We start from the raw sequence: 17,887 nt of genomic DNA, 5'->3' as shown, positions 1-17,887 counted from the left end.
TTCGATAGCAGCGACTGGATAAATGCGACGAGAACCCGCGACAACGGGCGCCACAGGAGCGTGCCCCGCCTTGGCGAGGCGACCGAGGGTCGACGGGTGAATGCGGAGCGTCGCCGCCGCCTCCTTCTCAGTCATGAAAAGGAGGCGAGCGGTCGCGACGCGGTCGGTCATCACGTTAGAGGCCCCACGGGCCGGAGTGGTGGACCATCCTCAAGTGGTCACGCCAGGATTCGATGGCACGCCAGGCGGGGTCGAGCACTTCATAGGTGATCGGCTCGCTCCAGTTCCCCTGATCATCGCTGAGCGAGATATAGCGATGAGGCACGTTCGCGCTGACCGCCAGGACTGCCCGGAGGATTGCATCCAGCTGGTCGGCGTCGTCTGAACAGTCACCGAGCGCTGTGAACGCGTCCTTCAGCTGCCTGTCCAGGCGGAACCGGGTCGCAGTGTCGAGGGGCTCGCTCTTGAGAGAGTGCCGAGCGCGAAACAGCCACGTGCGAGCGACGCGGCGCAGGCCCTCTCCGTCGTGGATGCCCTCTTTTTCGCCCATCAGGTCCAGGATGAACCACTGAGGGAAGTTCGTCATTCTTGTTCCTTTCTCTAGGTCGAGCCGCGGAGCGGAAGACTCGGTCCACCGCTCCGCGGCGCTGATTGTCGTTACTGGTCGGTGCGGCTGCCGTGAGCGACGGCGTCCGCCGCGAACCACAGCCCGGCACTGTCGCCGACTTGGTACATGTCGACTCGCAGATTGGTGAAGACCGCGGGCTGCATCGGCTTGATGGCGGGCGCATCGGTGGATGACACAGTGACGGCGATGACCTCGGGTTTCCCGCGGCCCGGCTCTGCATGGAGGACGTTGATGGTCCACTGCGGGACACCTTCGCGATTTCGCCTCTGGTTGCCCTCTCGGTCGGTTTTCGGCTCGACGGACAGCGGGACGTAGCCGCCCCCGGACGTGTCGATGAGGTGTGGCATGAAGATTGCCTTTCTACTAGCGCCCTTCCGGGCTCCCTGGTCGCGACTCATGTCGGTCGCTCGAATTTCATGGATGCGGCAAAACGGGTAGCCGCGGGTGGAGCCCTGTCGGGAGGGCGAAGCGTAGGGTTCATTTCCACTCCTGGGATGTGGGGTCGGTCGTTGGTCATGTGTTGGAACTGCCTTTGCCTGCCTCTATGCGGGGCCCGCGCAGTCGGCTGCAAACGGGTTGCGACGGTGGAGAAACGCCTTACAGAGACAAGGGAGAGCGGCACCCGCGCTAACGCGGCTACCGCTCTCGTGGCTGCGCCACCAAAGAGTCGGGGCGCGCCCGGTGCTCGGATCTGAGTAATGTCGGGGCTTCCCGATACGGTTGTGGCGTGACTTCGAGCTTTACTTCCGTGGAGATATGCGCCGGAGCCGGCGGCCAGGCACTAGGTCTTGAACAGGCGGGCTTCGAGCACCTCGCGCTCGTGGAGTACGAGCACGCGGCGTGTCAGACGATCCGCGCCAACCGTCCCGAGTGGAACGTTCTGGAGCAGGATCTGCTCCAGTGGTCCGGCAAGGGCTATGAAGGCGTCGACCTACTGGCTGGGGGCGTGCCTTGCCCGCCGTTCTCCAAAGCAGGCAAGCAGCTCGGTGCCGAGGACGAACGCAACCTGTTCCCCAAGGCGATCGACTTGGTCGATGAAATTCGACCCCGCGCAGTGATGTTCGAGAACGTCCGTGGTCTTCTAGACGCGGTGTTCGACACCTACCGCAACGATGTCGAGTCTCAACTTCGAAAGTTGGGCTACACGCCAGGGTGGCGCCTAGTCAACGCCTCCGACTTTGGGGTGCCACAGCTGCGGCCGAGAGTGATATTCGTCGCTATGAGGAATGACCTCTCGGAGCACTTCCGCTGGCCCACGCCGCATGACGCTCAGCCGCCCACGGTTGGAGAGACGCTCCGCGACCTCATGGCTGAGCGTGGCTGGGAGGGGGCGGACGTGTGGGCGGAGCGCGCGTCTAGCATCGCTCCCACCCTCGTAGGAGGGTCGAAGAAACACGGTGGCCCTGACTTGGGTCCCACGCGCGCTCGTGCCGCATGGGCTGCGCTCGGCGTCGACGGCCGGACTCTAGCCGAGGAAGCGCCCGAGCCCGGCTTCGTCGGGATGCCTCGCCTCACAGTGCGGATGGCTGCGCGCATACAGGGATTCCCCGATGACTGGGAGATCTGGGGACGCAAGACGGCAGCATATCGCCAGGTCGGCAATGCCTTTCCGGCCCCCGTCGCGCGAGCAGTAGGTGACAACATCCGAAAGGCACTGTCAGTCCGCACGCTGCACGCGGTGGCGTAATGGACGCCGCAACCAGCGCATCCCGGTTTGCAGAAGCGCGTAGGCAGTTCCACGCGGGACTGCTTGCGAACAACGTCCTGACAGTGAACGCCAATGGCGTTGCGAGTAATGCGGACGGGTCGCAGAGATCGAGCGTGGCGTACGCCAAGCACATTGCAGAGCAGCTGTTCGTAGAGACGGTCGCCGAACGCCTGGCCGGTCAGACCAGCGGTGGAGAATTTGAAACGGCCTGCGCGGATTTTGTGCGATCCACGTTCACGCAGTTGGGAATGTTGCGGCCCGGCGAGTGGGACGTGATCAAAGTCGCTGGCCGCCGAAGCATCGAGTACATTGCGCGCTACGAGCAGTACTCCCACCTCTCAGAGTTAGACGACGCGGTCAGAGAAAACCCGCAGCTACGGGCTGTCTTGGGAAACGCGTATGTGATTGCCCCTGACGTCGTAGTGGTGCGTGCACCCGTCGACGACGAGCTAATAAATCGCGACCAAACCCTCGTTGACGACAGCGTCGCCCGACGAACTTCCATTCGGAGGGTTAACCAACCCCTGGGGATTCTCCACGCGGTCATTTCCTGCAAGTGGACGATCCGCAGTGACCGGGCCCAGAACGCCCGTTCCGAGTCACTGAATCTCATACGCAACCGAAAAGGCCGGCTGCCACACATCTCGGTCGTTACTGCTGAACCTTCGCCTTCGCGACTGGCCTCTCTGGCACTCGGAACCGGCGATATTGACTGCCTCTATCACTTCGCCCTACCTGAGTTGATCGACGCGGTTCAGGCCTCAGACAACGACGAAGCGATGACGCTGCTCGACACCATGGTTTCGGGGAAGCGACTGCGAGATATCGCCGATCTGCCCCTGGACCTAGCCGTGTGACCATGCCGAATTGGACGCACGATGAACTCGTGCTCGCTGCTGACCTCGTCAGTAAGAACGCGTGGACAGGAGTCAGATCGACTTCGCCGGCGGCACAAGCGTTGTCCGAGCTATTGAAGCGAGGCCAACTGCATCCGGGAATCATCCTCCCCGCAAACTTCCGTAGCCCTGCGAGCATCCAACGCAAGACCTTCGATCTCGCAACCGCCGACGCGGCATACCACGGAAAACCGACCCGGGGAGGCATGCTCGTGGGGCCGGTCATTCAGGCGTTCCGCGACGACCTTGTCGGCATGCAGGCCCGTGCAGGTGCGATCCGAGCTGCCCTCTTGGCTGGGGAAGTCGGTCCCGCTGACACTCACGACGATGAGCTGGGACATGAGGGCGGCATCCTCGAACACATCGCGAGGACCCGTGAGCGCGATCGATCACTGCGCGACCGGAAGCTTGCTGAGGTGCGCGCACAGGGTAGAAGCATCATCTGCGAGGCATGCAACTTCGATTTCAGGGCGTTCTACGGCGAGCGAGGTGACGGCTACATAGAAGTTCACCACGTGCTCCCGCTCCATGTATCGGGCCCGACGAAGACCTCTCTTGAAGACTTGGCACTTCTGTGCGCGAATTGCCACCGAATGTGTCACCGTGGTCCCTGGATTACCCCGCTTGCGGTCCGAGAACTCGTCCAGCAACATCGCTGAGACTGGCGTAATGCCAACCGAGAGCTGGGCATCAACGCCAGCCAGACGCCGGAACATGCAAGCGAATCGCTCTCGCGACACCAAGCCGGAACTGGCAGTCAGACGACTGCTCCACGCTGCGGGCCTCCGATACCGTGTTGCCTGCCGTCCGATCCCTGACCTTCGCCGCACGGCCGATGTTGTGTTCACGCGGAGGCGGGTCGCGCTCTTTATCGACGGCTGTTTTTGGCACTCTTGCCCGCTGCACGGCCGCGCCCCAGCTATCAACGCTGGCTACTGGAGCCCCAAACTGCAACGCACACGAGATCGAGATCGGGAGACGACGGAGAAACTCGCGGCCGAAGGATGGACGGTCTTGCGTTTTTGGGAGCACGAGGACCCCGCCGATATCGCAGCAGCCGTGATCTGCGCCGTCGCGCATCACCATCCGGCCTAAGTTTTCTCGTTGTCGGACGCCCTACCTATCTCGATGACGGATGCCAGATCCGTCTGTGGACGTTCAAGTCCCGCCTCGCCGAAAGTTCGTCATCCCATTCCTGTCCGTCAAGCCCGCACTCCTCGCAACTGGTCCAGTAGACCGTTCGCGATGCTACTGACCCGGGGGACGAGAAACTCCTCATGCATCGAGCCTTGCACGACACGCGCGTGACCAGGCACGAGTTCCCAGGTCACGGTCGCTCAGGTGCCCTTGCACGGCGGTTCAATTCGCTCTGAATCCACTCCGCAACGTTGAGTGCAGTGTGGTCCAGACCGGCTCCCAGCAGGTCGGCTGCATTTTCCTCCATCCACTCGCGGCGTCGCTCTCGGAGGCTAGCCCGAGTAACACCCGTTAGTGCCCAGCCGGCTCTTTCCGGGGTAGCGCGGCTTACCGAAACTGTGTGCCCGGAGTAACCGAGGTTTGAATGCGACCGCGCGGCGCAATTCCGCGGGCCGGCATGTCCACACTTCGGACAGCGGACTTCAAATCGTGCTGCCGCATGCAGTCGCCTGATGAACTCAAGCCGAAGCGGCGATGCGCCTATCGCTGAAGCTTCGTCGCCTGGTGTGATGTCCTTCAACGAGTAGGTGACCGCCTTGGACACATATCGAGCCACGCGTGACGCTGCTACCGATTCTGTCGGAGGCGCGCCTTCGGTTGGCAGCGCTTCGGCCGCTAGCGCCGTCATGGGTGCGATTTCGGAGTCTTTAGCTCCCCGTTGTCCCCACCTCACGATTCTGCGCGTGACGGGATGAATCGCCGTGGCTCGTCGAGCGGCACGGCCGAGCGCCTCAGCAGGCACAGCCTGCGCTTCGGGGACTCGAACTAGGGCATGGACATGCAAGGCCATGCGGGCCTGGGCCTCACGCACTGCAAAGAAGGCCAGATCAGGTGCGAGATCGCGCATTGCCATCACGGTCGAGTTCCACAGGCGACCCAACCCGAGGTGCCAAGACACTTGCTGCCGGTACTTGTAGCGGTCCAGATCTATCGGTACGCCGCGCAAGTCAGCGTCTCCTTGAGCGTGACTCCTTCCACATGCGCAACGACGCGCCCTCTGCGTGGCCGTGCTTGGGACTCGGTGAACTTGACCGAAGCTCGGTGCAGAGAGGGTAATGAAGTAAAAGCGGTGACCTGCTACGGGCGTGCCGTCCAGGGTGTAAATGCCCGCCCTAGCGATGTGATCCCAATCCCCGCGGTACAGATCGGAGCACGACGGACACACCGACCGGCGGCGGGATTGGCAACGCACGAATAAGCCAGGAGCCACCTCTAGCGGTTGTGAGCAGAAGCGGCTGCGAGCGGCAGAGAGCAAGTCGAACGGATCGGCGGCCATGAGGTTCGGCCGAGTCCAAGGGTCCTGTGGGGGTCCCCGCAGGCGCGCGCAGCCCGTGATCCCAGTTGCATAAGTTGCAGACTGAGTAGGAAACTGCATCGCAGCCGAGAACGGACGACCCTGCTAAGGTGGAGTCCCCTCCGGGGGACCGAGGGTTCAAATCCCTCCGTCTCCGCTCATGAAAAAAACCCGGCCAAGGCCGGGTTTTTTCATGAGCGGGTGCTGTGGCTTGGACTGTCGGGTGGGGTCACGCCCACGGGCGCCGAGCGTTGCGGACCAATGGTGGGGGAGGACCACGGGAGCAAGTCCCTCCGTCTCCGCCAAGCGCTAGCCCCGCACTTCCGCGAGATTCCAGCGGTTGTTGGGGGCCTTCTGATACGGCGGTGCTAGCGCTGCAAGTCTCCGTCGCCGTGCGGCAACGACCGATTGCTCGCATCCGAGTCTCCGCGTCGACGACGACGGAACTCATGGCGACCGTGGCTCGGGCTGTGGATTTGAGCGTCAGCGTCTGACAAACGCTCAGTCGATTGAGCAACCCGCACTCCCAGCGCCCCGCAGAGGATGCACCCGAAGTACGGACGCTCCGAACCCCCGATGTGCTGCAGCGGGTAGAGGCAGTCTCGACAGATCATTGGTCGAAGTTGGTCACTGTTCATGCTTCGGATCGCGGCTCCGCGTTCGGTGGCACCGCTGAGAGCGAGCGGCGTGCCCAGTGCGCTGATCGCTCTGCGGCGCGCCCTCTTCGATCAGCGTTGAGCCTTGCCATGGCCTAAGAGGTTAGCGCGGCTTGCGCGCAGGTCAAGGAGCACTCTCCACTTCTCGGTTGAAGCGCAGCGGGCTCGCAGCCAGGCGCGAGCCTTACCTCGGCAGAGCCTCCTTCCGCACGCGCGGCCCGCTCCTACACTCGGGGCATGGCTCCCGAACTCGCAGAGGTCGAGCGTCCCGGCGCGCAGCGGTGGGTGCCGGCAGAGGCGAGCCTCGGCGAACTCAAGCGCGCGGCGGAAGGATGCCGCGGCTGCGAGCTCTGGAAACCGGCCACCCAGGTGGTGTTCTCCACCGGCCCGGCCGCTGCGCGGCTCATGCTCGTGGGCGAGCAACCGGGCGATCGGGAGGACGAGGAAGGCAAGCCGTTCGTGGGGCCTGCCGGGCGTGTGCTCGCCGAGGCGGTGGATGCCGCCGGCATCCGTCGTGAGGAGCTCTACCTCACGAACGCGGTGAAGCATTTCAGGTTCGAGCAGCGGGGCAAGCGGCGCATCCACGCCAAGCCTGCGGTGGCGCATATCGTGGCGTGCCACCCGTGGCTCGAAGCGGAGTTCGAGGCGGTGCAACCGCAGGCGATCGTGTGCCTCGGCGCCACCGCCGCGAGGTCGGTGCTCGGCCGCACTGTGGCGATCGGTCGGGCGAGGGGCGAGCCGCTCGTGCGCGAGGGGCTACCCGCACCAGTAGTCGTGACGGCGCACCCCTCGGCGATCCTGCGGTTGCGCGGAGACGACGATCGCGAGGCCGCGTTCGCTCAACTGGTCGCCGACCTGAGGACTGCCGCCGGTCTTCTGCGGTGAAGCAGGCCCCGCCCCTACCGGATCGGCGGGGGAGCGTCGTCGCCCCTGTCGGGCACCTCGTCGACGTCGTGCAGCAGCGCCTCGCGGTCGTGGGCGACGATCTCGTCGACATCGTTCGGCGCGGCCGACTCGCTCTCCGCTTCTTCAGCGGCGAGAGCCCGTTCGGAGGGGTGGATCGGGTGGGGTTCGCCCACAGGAGCCGCCGGCCGTGCCGGCTGCCGCGGCAACGGCGAGGTCGGGCCGACCGCTATGTCGAGCGGTGCCCCGCCCCTCCTCAAACGCTGCCTGGCGAGCAAGAACAAGCGTCCCAGGGCGGTGCCGCCGGCATCCGGAGTCGGCACGCTCTCGGCCTCCAGACCGTAGTACTCGCCGATGTGGTCGACGAACCGCGCGCGTCGTGCGAGATCGTACGCTCGTCTCTCGCGCTGGAACGCCCGGACGGTTGAGGCGCACATGAGCAGCATCACGACGCTGAATGGCAGCGCGATGATGATCGCGGCGGTCTGCAGTGCCTGCAGGCCCCCGGCGAGCAGCAGCGCCGTGGCGAGCACCGCAGTGATGAGCGTGAAGAACGTGCGAACCCAGCGCGCTGGGCTGACCTGGCCGCCGGTCGCGATCATTCCCATGACGAGCGCGCCGGAATCGCTCGAGGTGATGAAGAAGATCGCGATGAGCAGGATGGTGCCGATCGTGAGCACCGGCGTACCCGGCACGTGCCGGAGCAGCTCGAACAGCGCCGCCTCGACGTTGACGGTGCCGTCGGGCCGCGTCAGCGTGCCGGGGGATGCCGCCTCGAGCACGAGCGCCGAACCCCCGAGCACGCTGAACCAGAGGATGCCGAGCAGCGTAGGAACGAGCAGCACGCCGGCGACGAACTGCCGCACTGTGCGTCCGCGAGACACACGCGCGATGAAGATCCCCACGAAGGGCGCCCAGGAGATCCACCACCCCCAGTAGAACGAGGTCCAGCTCGCCTGCCAGGCCTCACCTGCCGCACCCTGGAACGCGCTCACGTTGAACGCCAGGCCGACGAAGTTCTGAATGTAGTTGCCGATCGATTGCACGAACTCGCGAAGCAGGAATCCGGTGGGGCCGACCACGAGCAGATAGAGCAGGAGCAGTCCGGCGAGCACGAGATTGATCGACGACAGCCACTTCATGCCACGGGCCACTCCTGAGAGCACCGACATGAGCACGAAGACGGTGATCACGGCGATGATCCCGATCTGCGCGCCGACCGACGGCTGGAGCAGCCCGGACGCATCCAGCCCAGCCGAGATCTGCAGCACGCCGAGCCCCAGCGAGGTCGCGACGCCGAAGAGCGTGCCCGCCAAGGCGACGACGTCGATGACGTTGCCGACCCAGCCGCGAATGCGGCGGCCGAAGAGCGGCTCGAGGGTCCAGCGGATCGAGATCGGGCGCTTCCGGCGGTGGATCGCGTAGGCGAGCGCGAGACCCACCACGACGTACATCGACCAGGCGTGCACGCCCCAGTGCAGGTAGGTCTGCGTCAGCGCCTGCTGGGCAAGCTGCTCGGTCGTGCCGGTCACGCCGGGTCGCGGCGTCGCGAAATGGCTCAGCGGTTCGCTCACTCCGTAGAAGACGAGTCCGATCCCCATGCCTGCCGCGAACAGCAGAGCGAACCAGGCGCCGAGCGAGAACTCCGGATGGTCCTCGTCACGCCCGAGCTTGATATCGCCGAACCGGCTGAACCCGAGAAAGAGGCTGAACGCCACGAAGAACGCAGCGATCAGCACGTAGTACCAGCTGAACGCATTGACGATCGACGACTGGATCGCGCCGAACAGTTGCTCGGCAGTCTGGGGCGCGATCATTGCGAACGCTGAGAACGCGAGCACTACTACAGCCGTCGGCCAGAACACCCACGCCTCGAGGGCTCGCCGCGTGGCCGGCCGCTGTCGTTGCTCGCTCGCCGTAGTCATCACGTTGGATCCTGTCCTCTGCTGCAGTGACATGCGCGGCGCACCGTTCATCGCCGCGCGCTAGTGCGCCGCCCCATGGTGACGCAAGCAGACGGCGCGCGCCCCTGGTGCAACAGGGGCGCGCGCCGTGATCTGACGCCATCTGGTCGCGGCTCGAGCTCAAGAAGCCGCGGCCGCGGTCAGGTGCGACTAGATCCGGGTCTCAGGCGGGTCAACCGGAGGGTGCATCCGGGGGTCGGTCGAGAACTCGGTGCCCGCGCGCTTCGGCGGGTAGTGCTGATGGAACTCGTTCTCGTCACCGATCACGTCGTCCTCGTTGGTCGCCATACCGGACTGCCGCATGTGGTGCTCGACGAAATCCTTGAAGTGGCCGAGCGCCGTCTTCAACTGCATGGCGTCGACGTGCAGCACCGCTCCGACCTTCTCGACGAATCCCTCAGGCTCCCAGTCGACTTCGACTTCGACCCTGGTGCGGCCTCCGTCGATCGTGCTGAAGATCACCCGACCCTGGTGTTCGGTGTCGCCGGTGCTGGTCCACGAGATGCGCTGGTTCGGAACGCTGTCAGTCGTGCGCGCATCGAACTCGCGCTCCACTCCACCAACGGTGACGGCCCAGTGCGTAGTGTCGGCGTCGATGCGCCGCACAGACTTGACGTTCGGGAAGTACCCGGGGAACGCATCAACATTGCGCCACTGGGTGTACACCGTCTCGACCGGTGCATCGATCTCCACATCGGCGTTCGTCGTGTTGGACATCAGCCCTCCTTCGTCGGAATGTCTTGACACGGCTGGTCAAGTGCCGCCCATGGTAGGCGGGCCGGTTACGCCGTGACAGGGGAGGGGACGGATGCCGCAGCTTCCGCTCAGGCTGCGCTCAGCCCCACCCAGATTTCGGAGCCTTCACAACCTGTTATGCTTTTCAGGTTGGTTTTCGCCAGTATGCGCCCGTAGCTCAATGGATAGAGCATCTGACTACGGATCAGAAGGTTGGGGGTTCGAGTCCCTCCGGGCGCGCATCTGTTTCTCCGTGGGCGTCGGCGATCCCTTCGCACACGCCACGTGAATCTCACCGGCATCCGCCAATGCGATCGCGTGCCGAGCCGGAGGTCGCGGGGGCTGTAGTCTCCCAGTGTCTGGGAGGGGAGCACATGGCATTGCAGGGTGAATACGCGCCGAGCACCTCGGATTGGGCGCGTGAACAGGCCGAGCGGTACGAAGCATCGGGCGGCACCGAGGCTGCAACGCTGCGCGGGATGCCGATCATCGTCGTGACGACGGTCGGAGCCTCGACCGGCAAGCTGCGGAAGACGGCGCTCATGCGAGTGGAGCACGGAGGGAAGTATCTGCTCGTCGGCTCGAAAGGTGGGGCGCCCAAGCACCCGGCATGGGTGTTCAACGTTCGGGCGAATCCGCTCGTCGAACTGCAAGACGGCGCCGTGAAGCGCGCCTACCGGGCCGTCGAAGCCGCTGGCGCCGAGCGCGAGGAGTGGTGGCCTCGCGCGGTCGAGGCGTATCCGCCGTACGCCGACTACCAGAAGAAGACGGATCGACTGATCCCGCTCTTCGTGCTCACTCCCGTGGAGGAGCAGGCGGACGAGCGGCTGGAGGGGTAGCTCCGCTTCGCGTCTTGGCCTCGCGCTTTCGCAGCTTCTCCGCCCGACGCGCGGCCTCGCGCTCGCTGCGCTCCTGCTCTCGGCGGCGCTGGTCGGCAGCCGCAGCTTCGGCAGCGGCGCGTTCACGAAGCTCTCTTCCCCGCTCGATATCCTCTTCCGCCTTGGCGGCGAGCTTGTCGGACTTGCGGGTATCGCGCGGCGGCAACTGCACAGAGCGCTCGGCCTCAATGCCGGCCTGCAACTGGCGCCCGCGTTCGAGTTCCGCGTCGACCTCGGCCCCGAACAAGAGCACCATGTTCGTGATCCAGAGCCAGAGCAGGAAGATGATCACCCCGGCGAGTGAACCGTACGTGCGGTCGTAGTTCGAGAAGTTGGTCACGTAGAGGCCGAACGCGAGTGTGGCCAGCACGATCACGACGAGCGCGATGAGGGCGCCCACGCTCATCCAGCGGAATTTCGGCTGCTTGACGTTCGGCGTCGTGTAGTACAGCAGCGCGATGATGACCACAGCGGCGATCGCGAGCACGGGCCACTTCGCGATGGACCACACGGTGCGGGCGGTATCGCCGATGCCGAGCGCATTGCCGACGGCATCCGTCACCGGGCCCGAGATCACCAGCAGCGTGATCATGACGATCACCAGCACGACCAGGCAGATCGTGATGAGCAGCTGCTGCGGCTTGAGCTTCCAGAACGGCCGACCCTCGACGACTTCGTAGATGCGGTTCATTCCGCGGCTGAACGCGGTCACGTAGGCGGATGCCGACCAGATCCCGAGCACGATACCGGAGACGAGCGCGAAGCCCGCCGCTGGCGATTCCACGAACTGCCGCAGCGGCGCCTCGATCAGTTGCACCGTCTCGCTCGGAGCCAGTTGGCGCACGATGTCGAGGATTGCGCGCACGGCCTCGCCCGACTGCCCGAACAGGCCGAGCAGCGACATCACGACCAGCAGCCCCGGGAACAGTGAGAGCACCCCGTAATACGTGAGCGACGCGGCGATGTCGATGCACTGGTCGTCTGAGAACTCGCGCACTACCTTGCGCGCGATGTACTTCCATGAGGGCTTCTCGACTTGCGTCGGCCAATCGACCTTCCGCTCGGCGTCCGGATGCGGCGCATCCTGCTTCGACCTCGGGTCCTGCTCGCCGAGGGTGCGGGCATCGGGGGAGTTGCGAGACATCGGTGCCTTCTTCATCGCTTCGAGAACGAGCCGTCGCCGTCGCAGCACCTCTAGCCTGCGACGGCGACGGCTGTTCGCGACCGGCCGCTAGAGCGGCTGACCTGGTTCCTTCATCGTCTGGGTCGCCCGCTGCGCCTCCTGCTTGACGTCGTCGGCGGCCATTCCTGCCTCGGACTTCACAGCGTCCACGCCCTCCGTCGCGCGCTGCTTCACGGCGTCGAGCGACTCCTGGGCGGGTTCCTTGAGGTGCTCACCCATCTCCTTGGCGACATCGGTCACCTCGTGCATGAGTGGCTGTGCCGCCTCCTTCAGGGATGCCGCCATCTTCTTCTCGGCGTCGGTCGCCGGAATCAGCGACGCGGCGAGCCAGCCGACGCCGAAGGCGATCAGGCCGACGGCGAGCGGGTTGCCTTTCGCCTTCTCGACAGCGTCATGAGCGACATCACCCACGTTCTCCGCCATGTCGGATGCCGTGTCGCCGGCGTCACTGGCCACGCCCATCACGCGCTCTCTCGCCCTGTGCATCGCGCCGCGCACCTTGCTGGTCTGGCGGTGCACCATCTTCGAGGGATTGACCTTGTCGGAGAGCGCGTCCACGTCGCGGCCGAGCTCTGCGCGGGTCTCCTCGATGTCTTGCCGGATCGCGTCCGGATCGTTCATGGTCATCGGTTCTCCTCGTTCCTCTTCAATGTCTCGGGAATCTTCTTCAACGTGTCAACGGTCTGCGGTGCGCCCTTGACGCTCTCGAACGACCGTCGACCGATCAGGAAGAGCACGAGCGCGACGATCGCCCAGATGACCGCCACGATGACGGCCGACCATCCAAGGCCGACCAGGTAGCCCAGCGCCCACCAGAGCGCGACCGACAGGAAGAACACCGCCATCAGCGCCGCGTAGCCGGCCCCGCCGTACATTCCGGCGCCCTTCCCTGCGCGCTTGGCAGACTCGGTCAGCTCCGCCTTCGCGAGCTCGACCTCTTGCCGCACCAGTGTCGAGAAGTCACGACTCACCTCGCCGATGAGATCACCGAGCGACGCCCTCGCCGCCTTCTCTTCCGACGGGGTCTGCGGATCGGTCATGGTGCCACCTCACCGCTAGCTCCCGGCATCCCCTCGTCTCGTCTCATGGGGTCAGTGCCGGTAGCGCCGGTCGTTCCCATGCCGGACGCGGTGCCCATGCCGGCGCCCATCCCGGTCCCGGTCGTTCCCATGCCGCTGCGCAGCGGGTCGGCCGGACTGGGCCCCGGTTCTCCTGCGCCGGTCGGGGGGAAGACCTGGGACGCGGGCATCGTACGGGTGTCGTGCCGGCCCATGCCGCTCGTGCTCGAAGACGACGAGCCTTCATCACCGCTCACGAGGGAACGGGTGAGGCGTCCGACCAGCAGCCCCGCACCCGCGGCCATGGCGATGAACGCACCCGGATGCTGGCGGGCGAAGTCCTTGACCTCATCGACGAGCGAGCCGGGATCGCGCTGGTCGAGCCAGGCTGCGACATCGTCGGCTTTGCTCGCCATCTGCGACACGAGGCGCCCGGCAGTGCTGTCGGATTCGGAGTGCTGGGCCATGGTGTCGAGCTCACCGCTGAGTGAACGCAGCCCTTCCGCGACCCGGCGCTGCTGCTTCTCGGCCTGGTCGGTCAATTCCTGCCTCGACTCGGCGAAGAGGCTCTTGGCCTGGGCGGATGCCTCGGAAGCCACCCCCGCGGCTTCGTCCTTCGCGGTGTGTGCGACGTGACTGGTCGCCTCCGCCGCCTCATGGCCCACGTGCTTCGCCTGCTCCTTGGCGGTGTCGGTCATTCCCTGATCTGTGCCCCCGCTCGGAGGTGTGGACATGTCCCCACTGGTCGTCATCGGCGGACGCGCGCCGCTGGGCGGCACCGACCCCGAACTCGACGGGGGAACCATGGGATCGCTGTTCGACATTGCGCTTCCTTTCGCCGAATGCTCGTGTCTCCGGTTAGTCGCCTGATCACGGCAAGGTCACGGTCTGCATGCAGCCTGTGCCTCGTTCGAGGGTCAGGCAAGCGAAGTGCAGGCGGCGTTCAGGAATTTATGCGGCAACCCGCGACGCATCAGCGGGCGGACCGTTGTCGTGAGCACTCGGGCCACGTAGCGTTCAACTGAACGGGGTGATCGACATGAGCAATGCGAAGAATGGCGAAGAGCGTGCCGACGCAGAGTCCGTGGCTGAAGAGTCTGTCGCCGCAGAGTCTGTCAGTGCGTACTCGGTGACTGCGGAAGAGTCCGTAGATGACCGGAGCAACCCTCTTCCGCCCGCCGAGCACTGGTGGCCGAAGCTCTCGGTCGAGGCGAAGCATGCGCTGCTCGAGAACCTGCATGCGCCGCTGGGCGCCGTCATCGTGCAGGAGATCGCGTTGATCACGAAACGCTCGCGCGACACAGGAATCGCTCATCTGAGCGAGGAGGACCGGCGGTACATCCTGACCCAGATCGAGCCTGTCGACTGAGTACCGGGCCCCCGGGCGGGCTGTTGCGCGGGGACACGCCGGGCCGAATTCGCCAGCGTTAGTCGGCCGAATCCGCCGGTGCTGGTTGGGTCATCGCTTGACAGTGTTGCGACAACAATGGCCGGGCCCCGATGGGGCGCCGGCCATTGCGTGGAAGAGCAGAGTCAGGCGGCGGGATGCGCGTGGAAGATCTTACTGATGATCTTCCACTCTCCCTCCACCTTCAGCAGGTGGAAGAAGTCGGTGAATCGTGAGCCGGAGAGGCCATCGATGTCGAGGCGAACGCTCGCTGCGTTGCCTACGATGTCGACCGAGGTGACGGCCGCAAGGGCGTCAGGCGAGGCCACGAAGCGGTTATCGACCGTGTCGAAGAGCCGGGCGATCGGTCCTCCGGCGAGTTCACCGTCCTTCGCCGAGTACATGATTGCGTGCTCGCTGAACGCGGGCTGCATGAGCGCGCTGTCGGCCTGGGTACCTCCAGCGATGTACTTGCCGACAGTCTCCACGATGGCGGCGTGCTCTTGGGCGTAGGTCGGGGTGTTCATTCGTGCGGCTCCAAAACTCGGTGGTTCTGTAGCATGCTACCTCGGCCCGCGGAACTTTTCTCAGGGGTTGCACGCCATCGCTGGTGGGCATAGCTCCGCCGCTCGAGCTCAGCTCAAGCTCAGTGGTCGCGAAGCATGTCGATCAGCTCGCCCTTTCGCTTGCCCGAGTATCCGTGGAGTCCGAGTTCCTTGGCGCGGTGCTGCAGCTCATCGACGGTCCAGTCGTCGTAGCTTCCCGACTCTCCGCCCTTGCGGCCGACCTCGGAGCGCCCCTGCTTCGCGGCAGCGTTCGAGATCCGCGCGGCCTTCTCCTTCGAGGCGCCCTGATCGCGAAGCTCTTCGTAGAGTTCACGATCCTTGAGCGGTGAGTTCTTCTTTCCGGGCATGAGCGTCCCTTCTGTCACGGGCTCTCCGCGACGCGTCTCGCTCTCACGCTAGGAGCCCCAGCGCGCGACGCAAGGGCTCGCGTCGGCCAGCCACTTCACGCTCCGACGCGCCGCCGCGAGGACCGTCAGTTCGGCTCGACGCTCTTCCGGAGCTTGTCGCAGAGTTCACGAAGTCGTTGGAGTTCGCCGGCATCGAGCGCATTGCCCAAGTGCGCGCTGATGGATGCCGAATGCTCAGCGGCCGCTGCTCTGAACCGCTCGTAGCCGGTATCCGTCAATGCGACGATCGTGCCTCGGCCGTCCTTCGGGTCTGGCGACTTGGTCACGAATCCGCGGGTGACAAGGCGGTCGAGAAGGCGGCTGACGCTCGGCTGCGTCAGGAAGAGCATGCGATTGAGGTCGCGAATGCGAGCGCGCCGATCCGGCTGACGACTGAGGTTGAAGAGCACGTCGTACTCGTTCAGCGACATGTTCTCATCGGGGAACTCGGCGTTGAGTTCCCGCATGACGACCACTTGTGCGCGGAACAGCGCTTCCCACGCATCCACGGCCAGGGCCCGGTCAGTCATGGCTCAAGCCTATGAGCGTTGCAGACGTCGGCCGGGACAGACCGAGGGCCGGTCGTAGAGGCAATACGACCGGCCCTCATCCCTTGCACCAAGAGTGTCCTGCAATCACATTCCGCGATGACCGCCACAGCAAACGATCAACGCATGCTCACTATATAACGGTGAGGTAACGGCGTCCAGTGCCTCGCGAAAAAAATCTCGAAATGGTCACTGCGCCCTCGGTTTCCGGAGAGAAATAGCTCGCCGACCCTTGTCTTCGCCGCTTGCTGAGGCGAGACTGAGCGCGTCCGGCACGGCGAGGAGGCGTGACATGGCCCACGGCGACATCACTCATATCGACATCCCGGTGAGCGACATGGAGCGCGCGAAGGCGTTCTACTCGCGGTTGTTCGGATGGGAGATCCTCGAGTATCCCGGGTTCGAGGGCTACCCGATGTGGAGGGCACCGAACGGAGTCTCCGGCGGCGGGCTCGCTCCGCGTGACGAGCGCTTCACCCAGCCGCGGTCGACAGTCGAGGTCGACTCGATCGACGACACCATCGCGGCGACTATCGCGGCGGGCGGGCAGGTCGCGGCGGAGAAGACGCAGATCGACGCCACGAGTTGGTGGGCCGTGGTAGTCGATCCCGACGGGAATGAGATCGGCCTCTACGAGGGCTCGACCGACACCGGCGGAACAGACTCCGACGCGAGCGCCGGGCAGATCTGATCGACCTCGCGCCCGCGCTTCGGGCGCCAAGCGCTGTGACGCCTGACGAACGTCGCAGTTCGCGTCAGAAGACGTCAGGTGAGGGCGTCGATGTGTGCCGGATCGAGACGTCGGCGTGACGGTCGAACCGGTACCCGCGCCCTCGCACGGTGCGCACGATGTCGTCGTAGTTGCCGAGCTTCGAACGGAGGCGGCGCACATGCACATCGATCGTGCGCTCGTTCGGGGTCTCGGCATCCGAACCCGACCAGAGTCCTTCGATGAGCTCGGTGCGCTCGACCGTGCGCCCCTCGCGCAGCACGAGGAACTGCAGCAGCTCGAACTCCTTGAAGGTGAGTGCGGCGGTCTCGCCGTCGAGCAGCACGCGCTTGCGTGACAGGTCGACCACGATGCCGGGCCGGGGGGCCTGAGCCGCGGGCTCTTCCTGCACCGCGGGCTTCCGCTGCACGCGCGCCACCGCCGTCGGTTCGCGGAGCGCAAGCCGAACGACGTCGACGTCGCGGCCGCCCGCGCCCTTAGGCGCGAGCGCGACCGCGGCGTGCGTTTGGGCCGAAGGCACGAGCTCACCAACTAGGCGCTTCACGGCGTCGACCACGGTGCCGAGGTCGACTCCTGCAGCGGCAGCCGTCTCTTCGTCGAGCCCGACGTAGAGGGCGAAACCGCGCGCTTCGGTGCCCTCGGGCACTGAGCGCAGATGGTTCTGGCGGGCCTGGGGCGCCTGGTCGGGGGTCGGCGTGGCAACGCCTTCTTCGGCCGGCGTGGGAACCGGTGCTGAGGAACTAGCGGCGAGCGCGGCGACCCGTGCGGGAGCACTCGTAGCTTCGGCGCGGCGCAGCACCGGCGTGGCGGAGGTCAGGGGACGTTCGAGGGTTGCGAGAGGCATTACGGAAATCCTTGTGGCGAATGCCGACGTCAGAGGTCGGTCAAACCAAGTGAAGGCCTCGTAATGAAGAGGGAATCCTTCGTGTTGCGTGTGGTGCGAGGGCTGGCCTGTGATGAGAGGGGCAGCCCTGGGCGTCGGATTTCTACGAGGCGACGCCGGCGAGAAAGCCGATCAAGCACACATTCGACAACACGTGACAGCGCTCGCCGACGACATGGCGCCGGCGTTCCCATGGGCCTCAACGGAGGTCACGGAGAAAGCGGTGTCAATCATGACTGCAAGTTTCGGCGAGCGAGTGCCGAATTGTCAACTTCTCTCAGACTTGA

21 protein-coding genes and 2 tRNA genes are annotated in these 17,887 nt (G+C 65.2%); 10 read left to right on the top strand and 13 right to left on the bottom strand.

The window, feature by feature from the left end:
• Positions 1-175: 175 nt before the first annotated feature.
• Together ABV606_RS05330 and ABV606_RS05325 are read right to left on the bottom strand one after the other, a co-directional pair.
• Entirely contained in the window at positions 176-586 is a 411-nt protein-coding gene (locus ABV606_RS05330) for a hypothetical protein (RefSeq protein ID WP_353988635.1), read from the bottom strand.
• Positions 587-657: 71 nt separating this feature from the next.
• Positions 658-975, bottom strand: coding sequence for a hypothetical protein (locus ABV606_RS05325; protein WP_353988634.1), 318 nt, complete (start codon positions 973-975; stop codon positions 658-660).
• 380 nt (positions 976-1,355) lie between these two features.
• Here ABV606_RS05325 and ABV606_RS05320 point away from each other — a divergent pair, with 380 nt between their 5' ends.
• From ABV606_RS05320 to ABV606_RS05305, 4 genes are read left to right on the top strand one after another with little or no spacing between them, the layout of a single operon-like run.
• Positions 1,356-2,315 (top strand): DNA cytosine methyltransferase, encoded by a 960-nt coding sequence (locus ABV606_RS05320; protein WP_353988633.1) that lies wholly within the window; start codon positions 1,356-1,358, stop codon positions 2,313-2,315.
• The gene (locus ABV606_RS05315) at positions 2,315-3,193 is read left to right on the top strand and encodes an NgoMIV family type II restriction endonuclease (RefSeq protein WP_353988632.1); all 879 of its coding nucleotides are present in this window, start codon (positions 2,315-2,317) and stop codon (positions 3,191-3,193) included. Before ABV606_RS05320 ends, ABV606_RS05315 begins: the two co-directional genes overlap by 1 nt.
• 2 nt (positions 3,194-3,195) lie before the next feature.
• Entirely contained in the window at positions 3,196-3,891 is a 696-nt protein-coding gene (locus ABV606_RS05310; protein WP_353988631.1) for an HNH endonuclease, read from the top strand.
• A gap of 10 nt (positions 3,892-3,901) precedes the next feature.
• Entirely contained in the window at positions 3,902-4,327 is a 426-nt protein-coding gene (locus tag ABV606_RS05305; protein WP_353988630.1) for a very short patch repair endonuclease, read from the top strand.
• A gap of 232 nt (positions 4,328-4,559) precedes the next feature.
• Here the strand turns inward: ABV606_RS05305 and ABV606_RS05300 are convergent, their stop codons facing one another.
• The gene (locus ABV606_RS05300) at positions 4,560-5,705 is read right to left on the bottom strand and encodes a replication initiator (protein WP_353988629.1); all 1,146 of its coding nucleotides are present in this window, start codon (positions 5,703-5,705) and stop codon (positions 4,560-4,562) included.
• Between the two features lie 88 nt (positions 5,706-5,793).
• Here ABV606_RS05300 and ABV606_RS05295 point away from each other — a divergent pair.
• Positions 5,794-5,880, top strand: a tRNA-Ser gene (locus tag ABV606_RS05295).
• 736 nt (positions 5,881-6,616) lie between these two features.
• Entirely contained in the window at positions 6,617-7,264 is a 648-nt protein-coding gene (locus ABV606_RS05290) for a UdgX family uracil-DNA binding protein (protein WP_353988628.1), read from the top strand.
• Positions 7,265-7,278: 14 nt separating this feature from the next.
• Here the strand turns inward: ABV606_RS05290 and ABV606_RS05285 are convergent, their stop codons facing one another.
• Both ABV606_RS05285 and ABV606_RS05280 read right to left on the bottom strand, forming a co-directional pair.
• Positions 7,279-9,207, bottom strand: a complete 1,929-nt coding sequence (locus ABV606_RS05285) for a BCCT family transporter (protein WP_353988627.1) — start codon at positions 9,205-9,207, stop codon at positions 7,279-7,281.
• Between the two features lie 189 nt (positions 9,208-9,396).
• Complete coding sequence (locus tag ABV606_RS05280; protein WP_281488739.1) at positions 9,397-9,963, bottom strand: SRPBCC family protein; 567 nt, start codon at positions 9,961-9,963, stop codon at positions 9,397-9,399.
• 185 nt (positions 9,964-10,148) lie between these two features.
• On the opposite strand from ABV606_RS05280, the gene ABV606_RS05275 reads away from it, so the two are divergent.
• Positions 10,149-10,221: transfer RNA gene (locus ABV606_RS05275), tRNA-Arg, on the top strand.
• 134 nt (positions 10,222-10,355) lie between these two features.
• Entirely contained in the window at positions 10,356-10,820 is a 465-nt protein-coding gene (locus ABV606_RS05270) for a nitroreductase family deazaflavin-dependent oxidoreductase (RefSeq protein ID WP_353988626.1), read from the top strand.
• Here the strand turns inward: ABV606_RS05270 and ABV606_RS05265 are convergent.
• From ABV606_RS05265 to ABV606_RS05250, 4 genes are all read right to left on the bottom strand, one after another.
• Positions 10,777-12,003 carry a YihY/virulence factor BrkB family protein gene (locus tag ABV606_RS05265; protein ID WP_353988625.1) on the bottom strand — a complete coding sequence of 409 codons (1,227 nt, stop codon included), beginning with the start codon at positions 12,001-12,003 and terminating at the stop codon, positions 10,777-10,779. The two genes, ABV606_RS05270 and ABV606_RS05265, sit on opposite strands and share 44 nt — an antisense overlap.
• Before the next feature lie 87 nt (positions 12,004-12,090).
• On the bottom strand, positions 12,091-12,669 hold the full coding sequence (locus ABV606_RS05260) for a DUF3618 domain-containing protein (RefSeq protein WP_353988624.1): 579 nt from the start codon (positions 12,667-12,669) through the stop codon (positions 12,091-12,093).
• Entirely contained in the window at positions 12,666-13,082 is a 417-nt protein-coding gene (locus tag ABV606_RS05255; protein WP_353988623.1) for a phage holin family protein, read from the bottom strand. The genes ABV606_RS05260 and ABV606_RS05255 overlap by 4 nt, the downstream gene beginning before the upstream one ends.
• Positions 13,079-13,798: a hypothetical protein gene (locus tag ABV606_RS05250; protein ID WP_353988622.1), complete on the bottom strand. Its 720-nt coding sequence runs from the start codon at positions 13,796-13,798 to the stop codon at positions 13,079-13,081. Before ABV606_RS05250 ends, ABV606_RS05255 begins: the two co-directional genes overlap by 4 nt.
• Positions 13,799-14,139: 341 nt before the next feature.
• Between ABV606_RS05250 and ABV606_RS05245 the strand changes: the two genes are divergently transcribed.
• Complete coding sequence (locus ABV606_RS05245) at positions 14,140-14,469, top strand: hypothetical protein (protein ID WP_353988621.1); 330 nt, start codon at positions 14,140-14,142, stop codon at positions 14,467-14,469.
• 164 nt (positions 14,470-14,633) lie between these two features.
• Here the strand turns inward: ABV606_RS05245 and ABV606_RS05240 are convergent, their stop codons facing one another.
• From ABV606_RS05240 to ABV606_RS05230, 3 genes are all read right to left on the bottom strand, one after another.
• On the bottom strand, positions 14,634-15,014 hold the full coding sequence (locus tag ABV606_RS05240; RefSeq protein ID WP_353988620.1) for a nuclear transport factor 2 family protein: 381 nt from the start codon (positions 15,012-15,014) through the stop codon (positions 14,634-14,636).
• Between the two features lie 119 nt (positions 15,015-15,133).
• Positions 15,134-15,400 (bottom strand): DUF7218 family protein, encoded by a 267-nt coding sequence (locus tag ABV606_RS05235; protein WP_281489037.1) that lies wholly within the window; start codon positions 15,398-15,400, stop codon positions 15,134-15,136.
• 125 nt (positions 15,401-15,525) lie between these two features.
• Positions 15,526-15,969, bottom strand: coding sequence for a MarR family winged helix-turn-helix transcriptional regulator (locus ABV606_RS05230; protein ID WP_281488731.1), 444 nt, complete (start codon positions 15,967-15,969; stop codon positions 15,526-15,528).
• A gap of 310 nt (positions 15,970-16,279) precedes the next feature.
• Between ABV606_RS05230 and ABV606_RS05225 the strand changes: the two genes are divergently transcribed.
• Positions 16,280-16,678, top strand: a complete 399-nt coding sequence (locus tag ABV606_RS05225; protein WP_281488730.1) for a VOC family protein — start codon at positions 16,280-16,282, stop codon at positions 16,676-16,678.
• 64 nt (positions 16,679-16,742) lie between these two features.
• Here the strand turns inward: ABV606_RS05225 and ABV606_RS05220 are convergent, their stop codons facing one another.
• Complete coding sequence (locus ABV606_RS05220; RefSeq protein ID WP_353988619.1) at positions 16,743-17,561, bottom strand: winged helix-turn-helix domain-containing protein; 819 nt, start codon at positions 17,559-17,561, stop codon at positions 16,743-16,745.
• Positions 17,562-17,887: the final 326 nt, after the last annotated feature.

The organism is Ruicaihuangia caeni, assembly GCF_040536845.1.
GTDB classification, from domain to species: domain Bacteria; phylum Actinomycetota; class Actinomycetes; order Actinomycetales; family Microbacteriaceae; genus Ruicaihuangia; species Ruicaihuangia caeni.
This window is presented reverse-complemented; position numbering and strand designations above follow the sequence as displayed.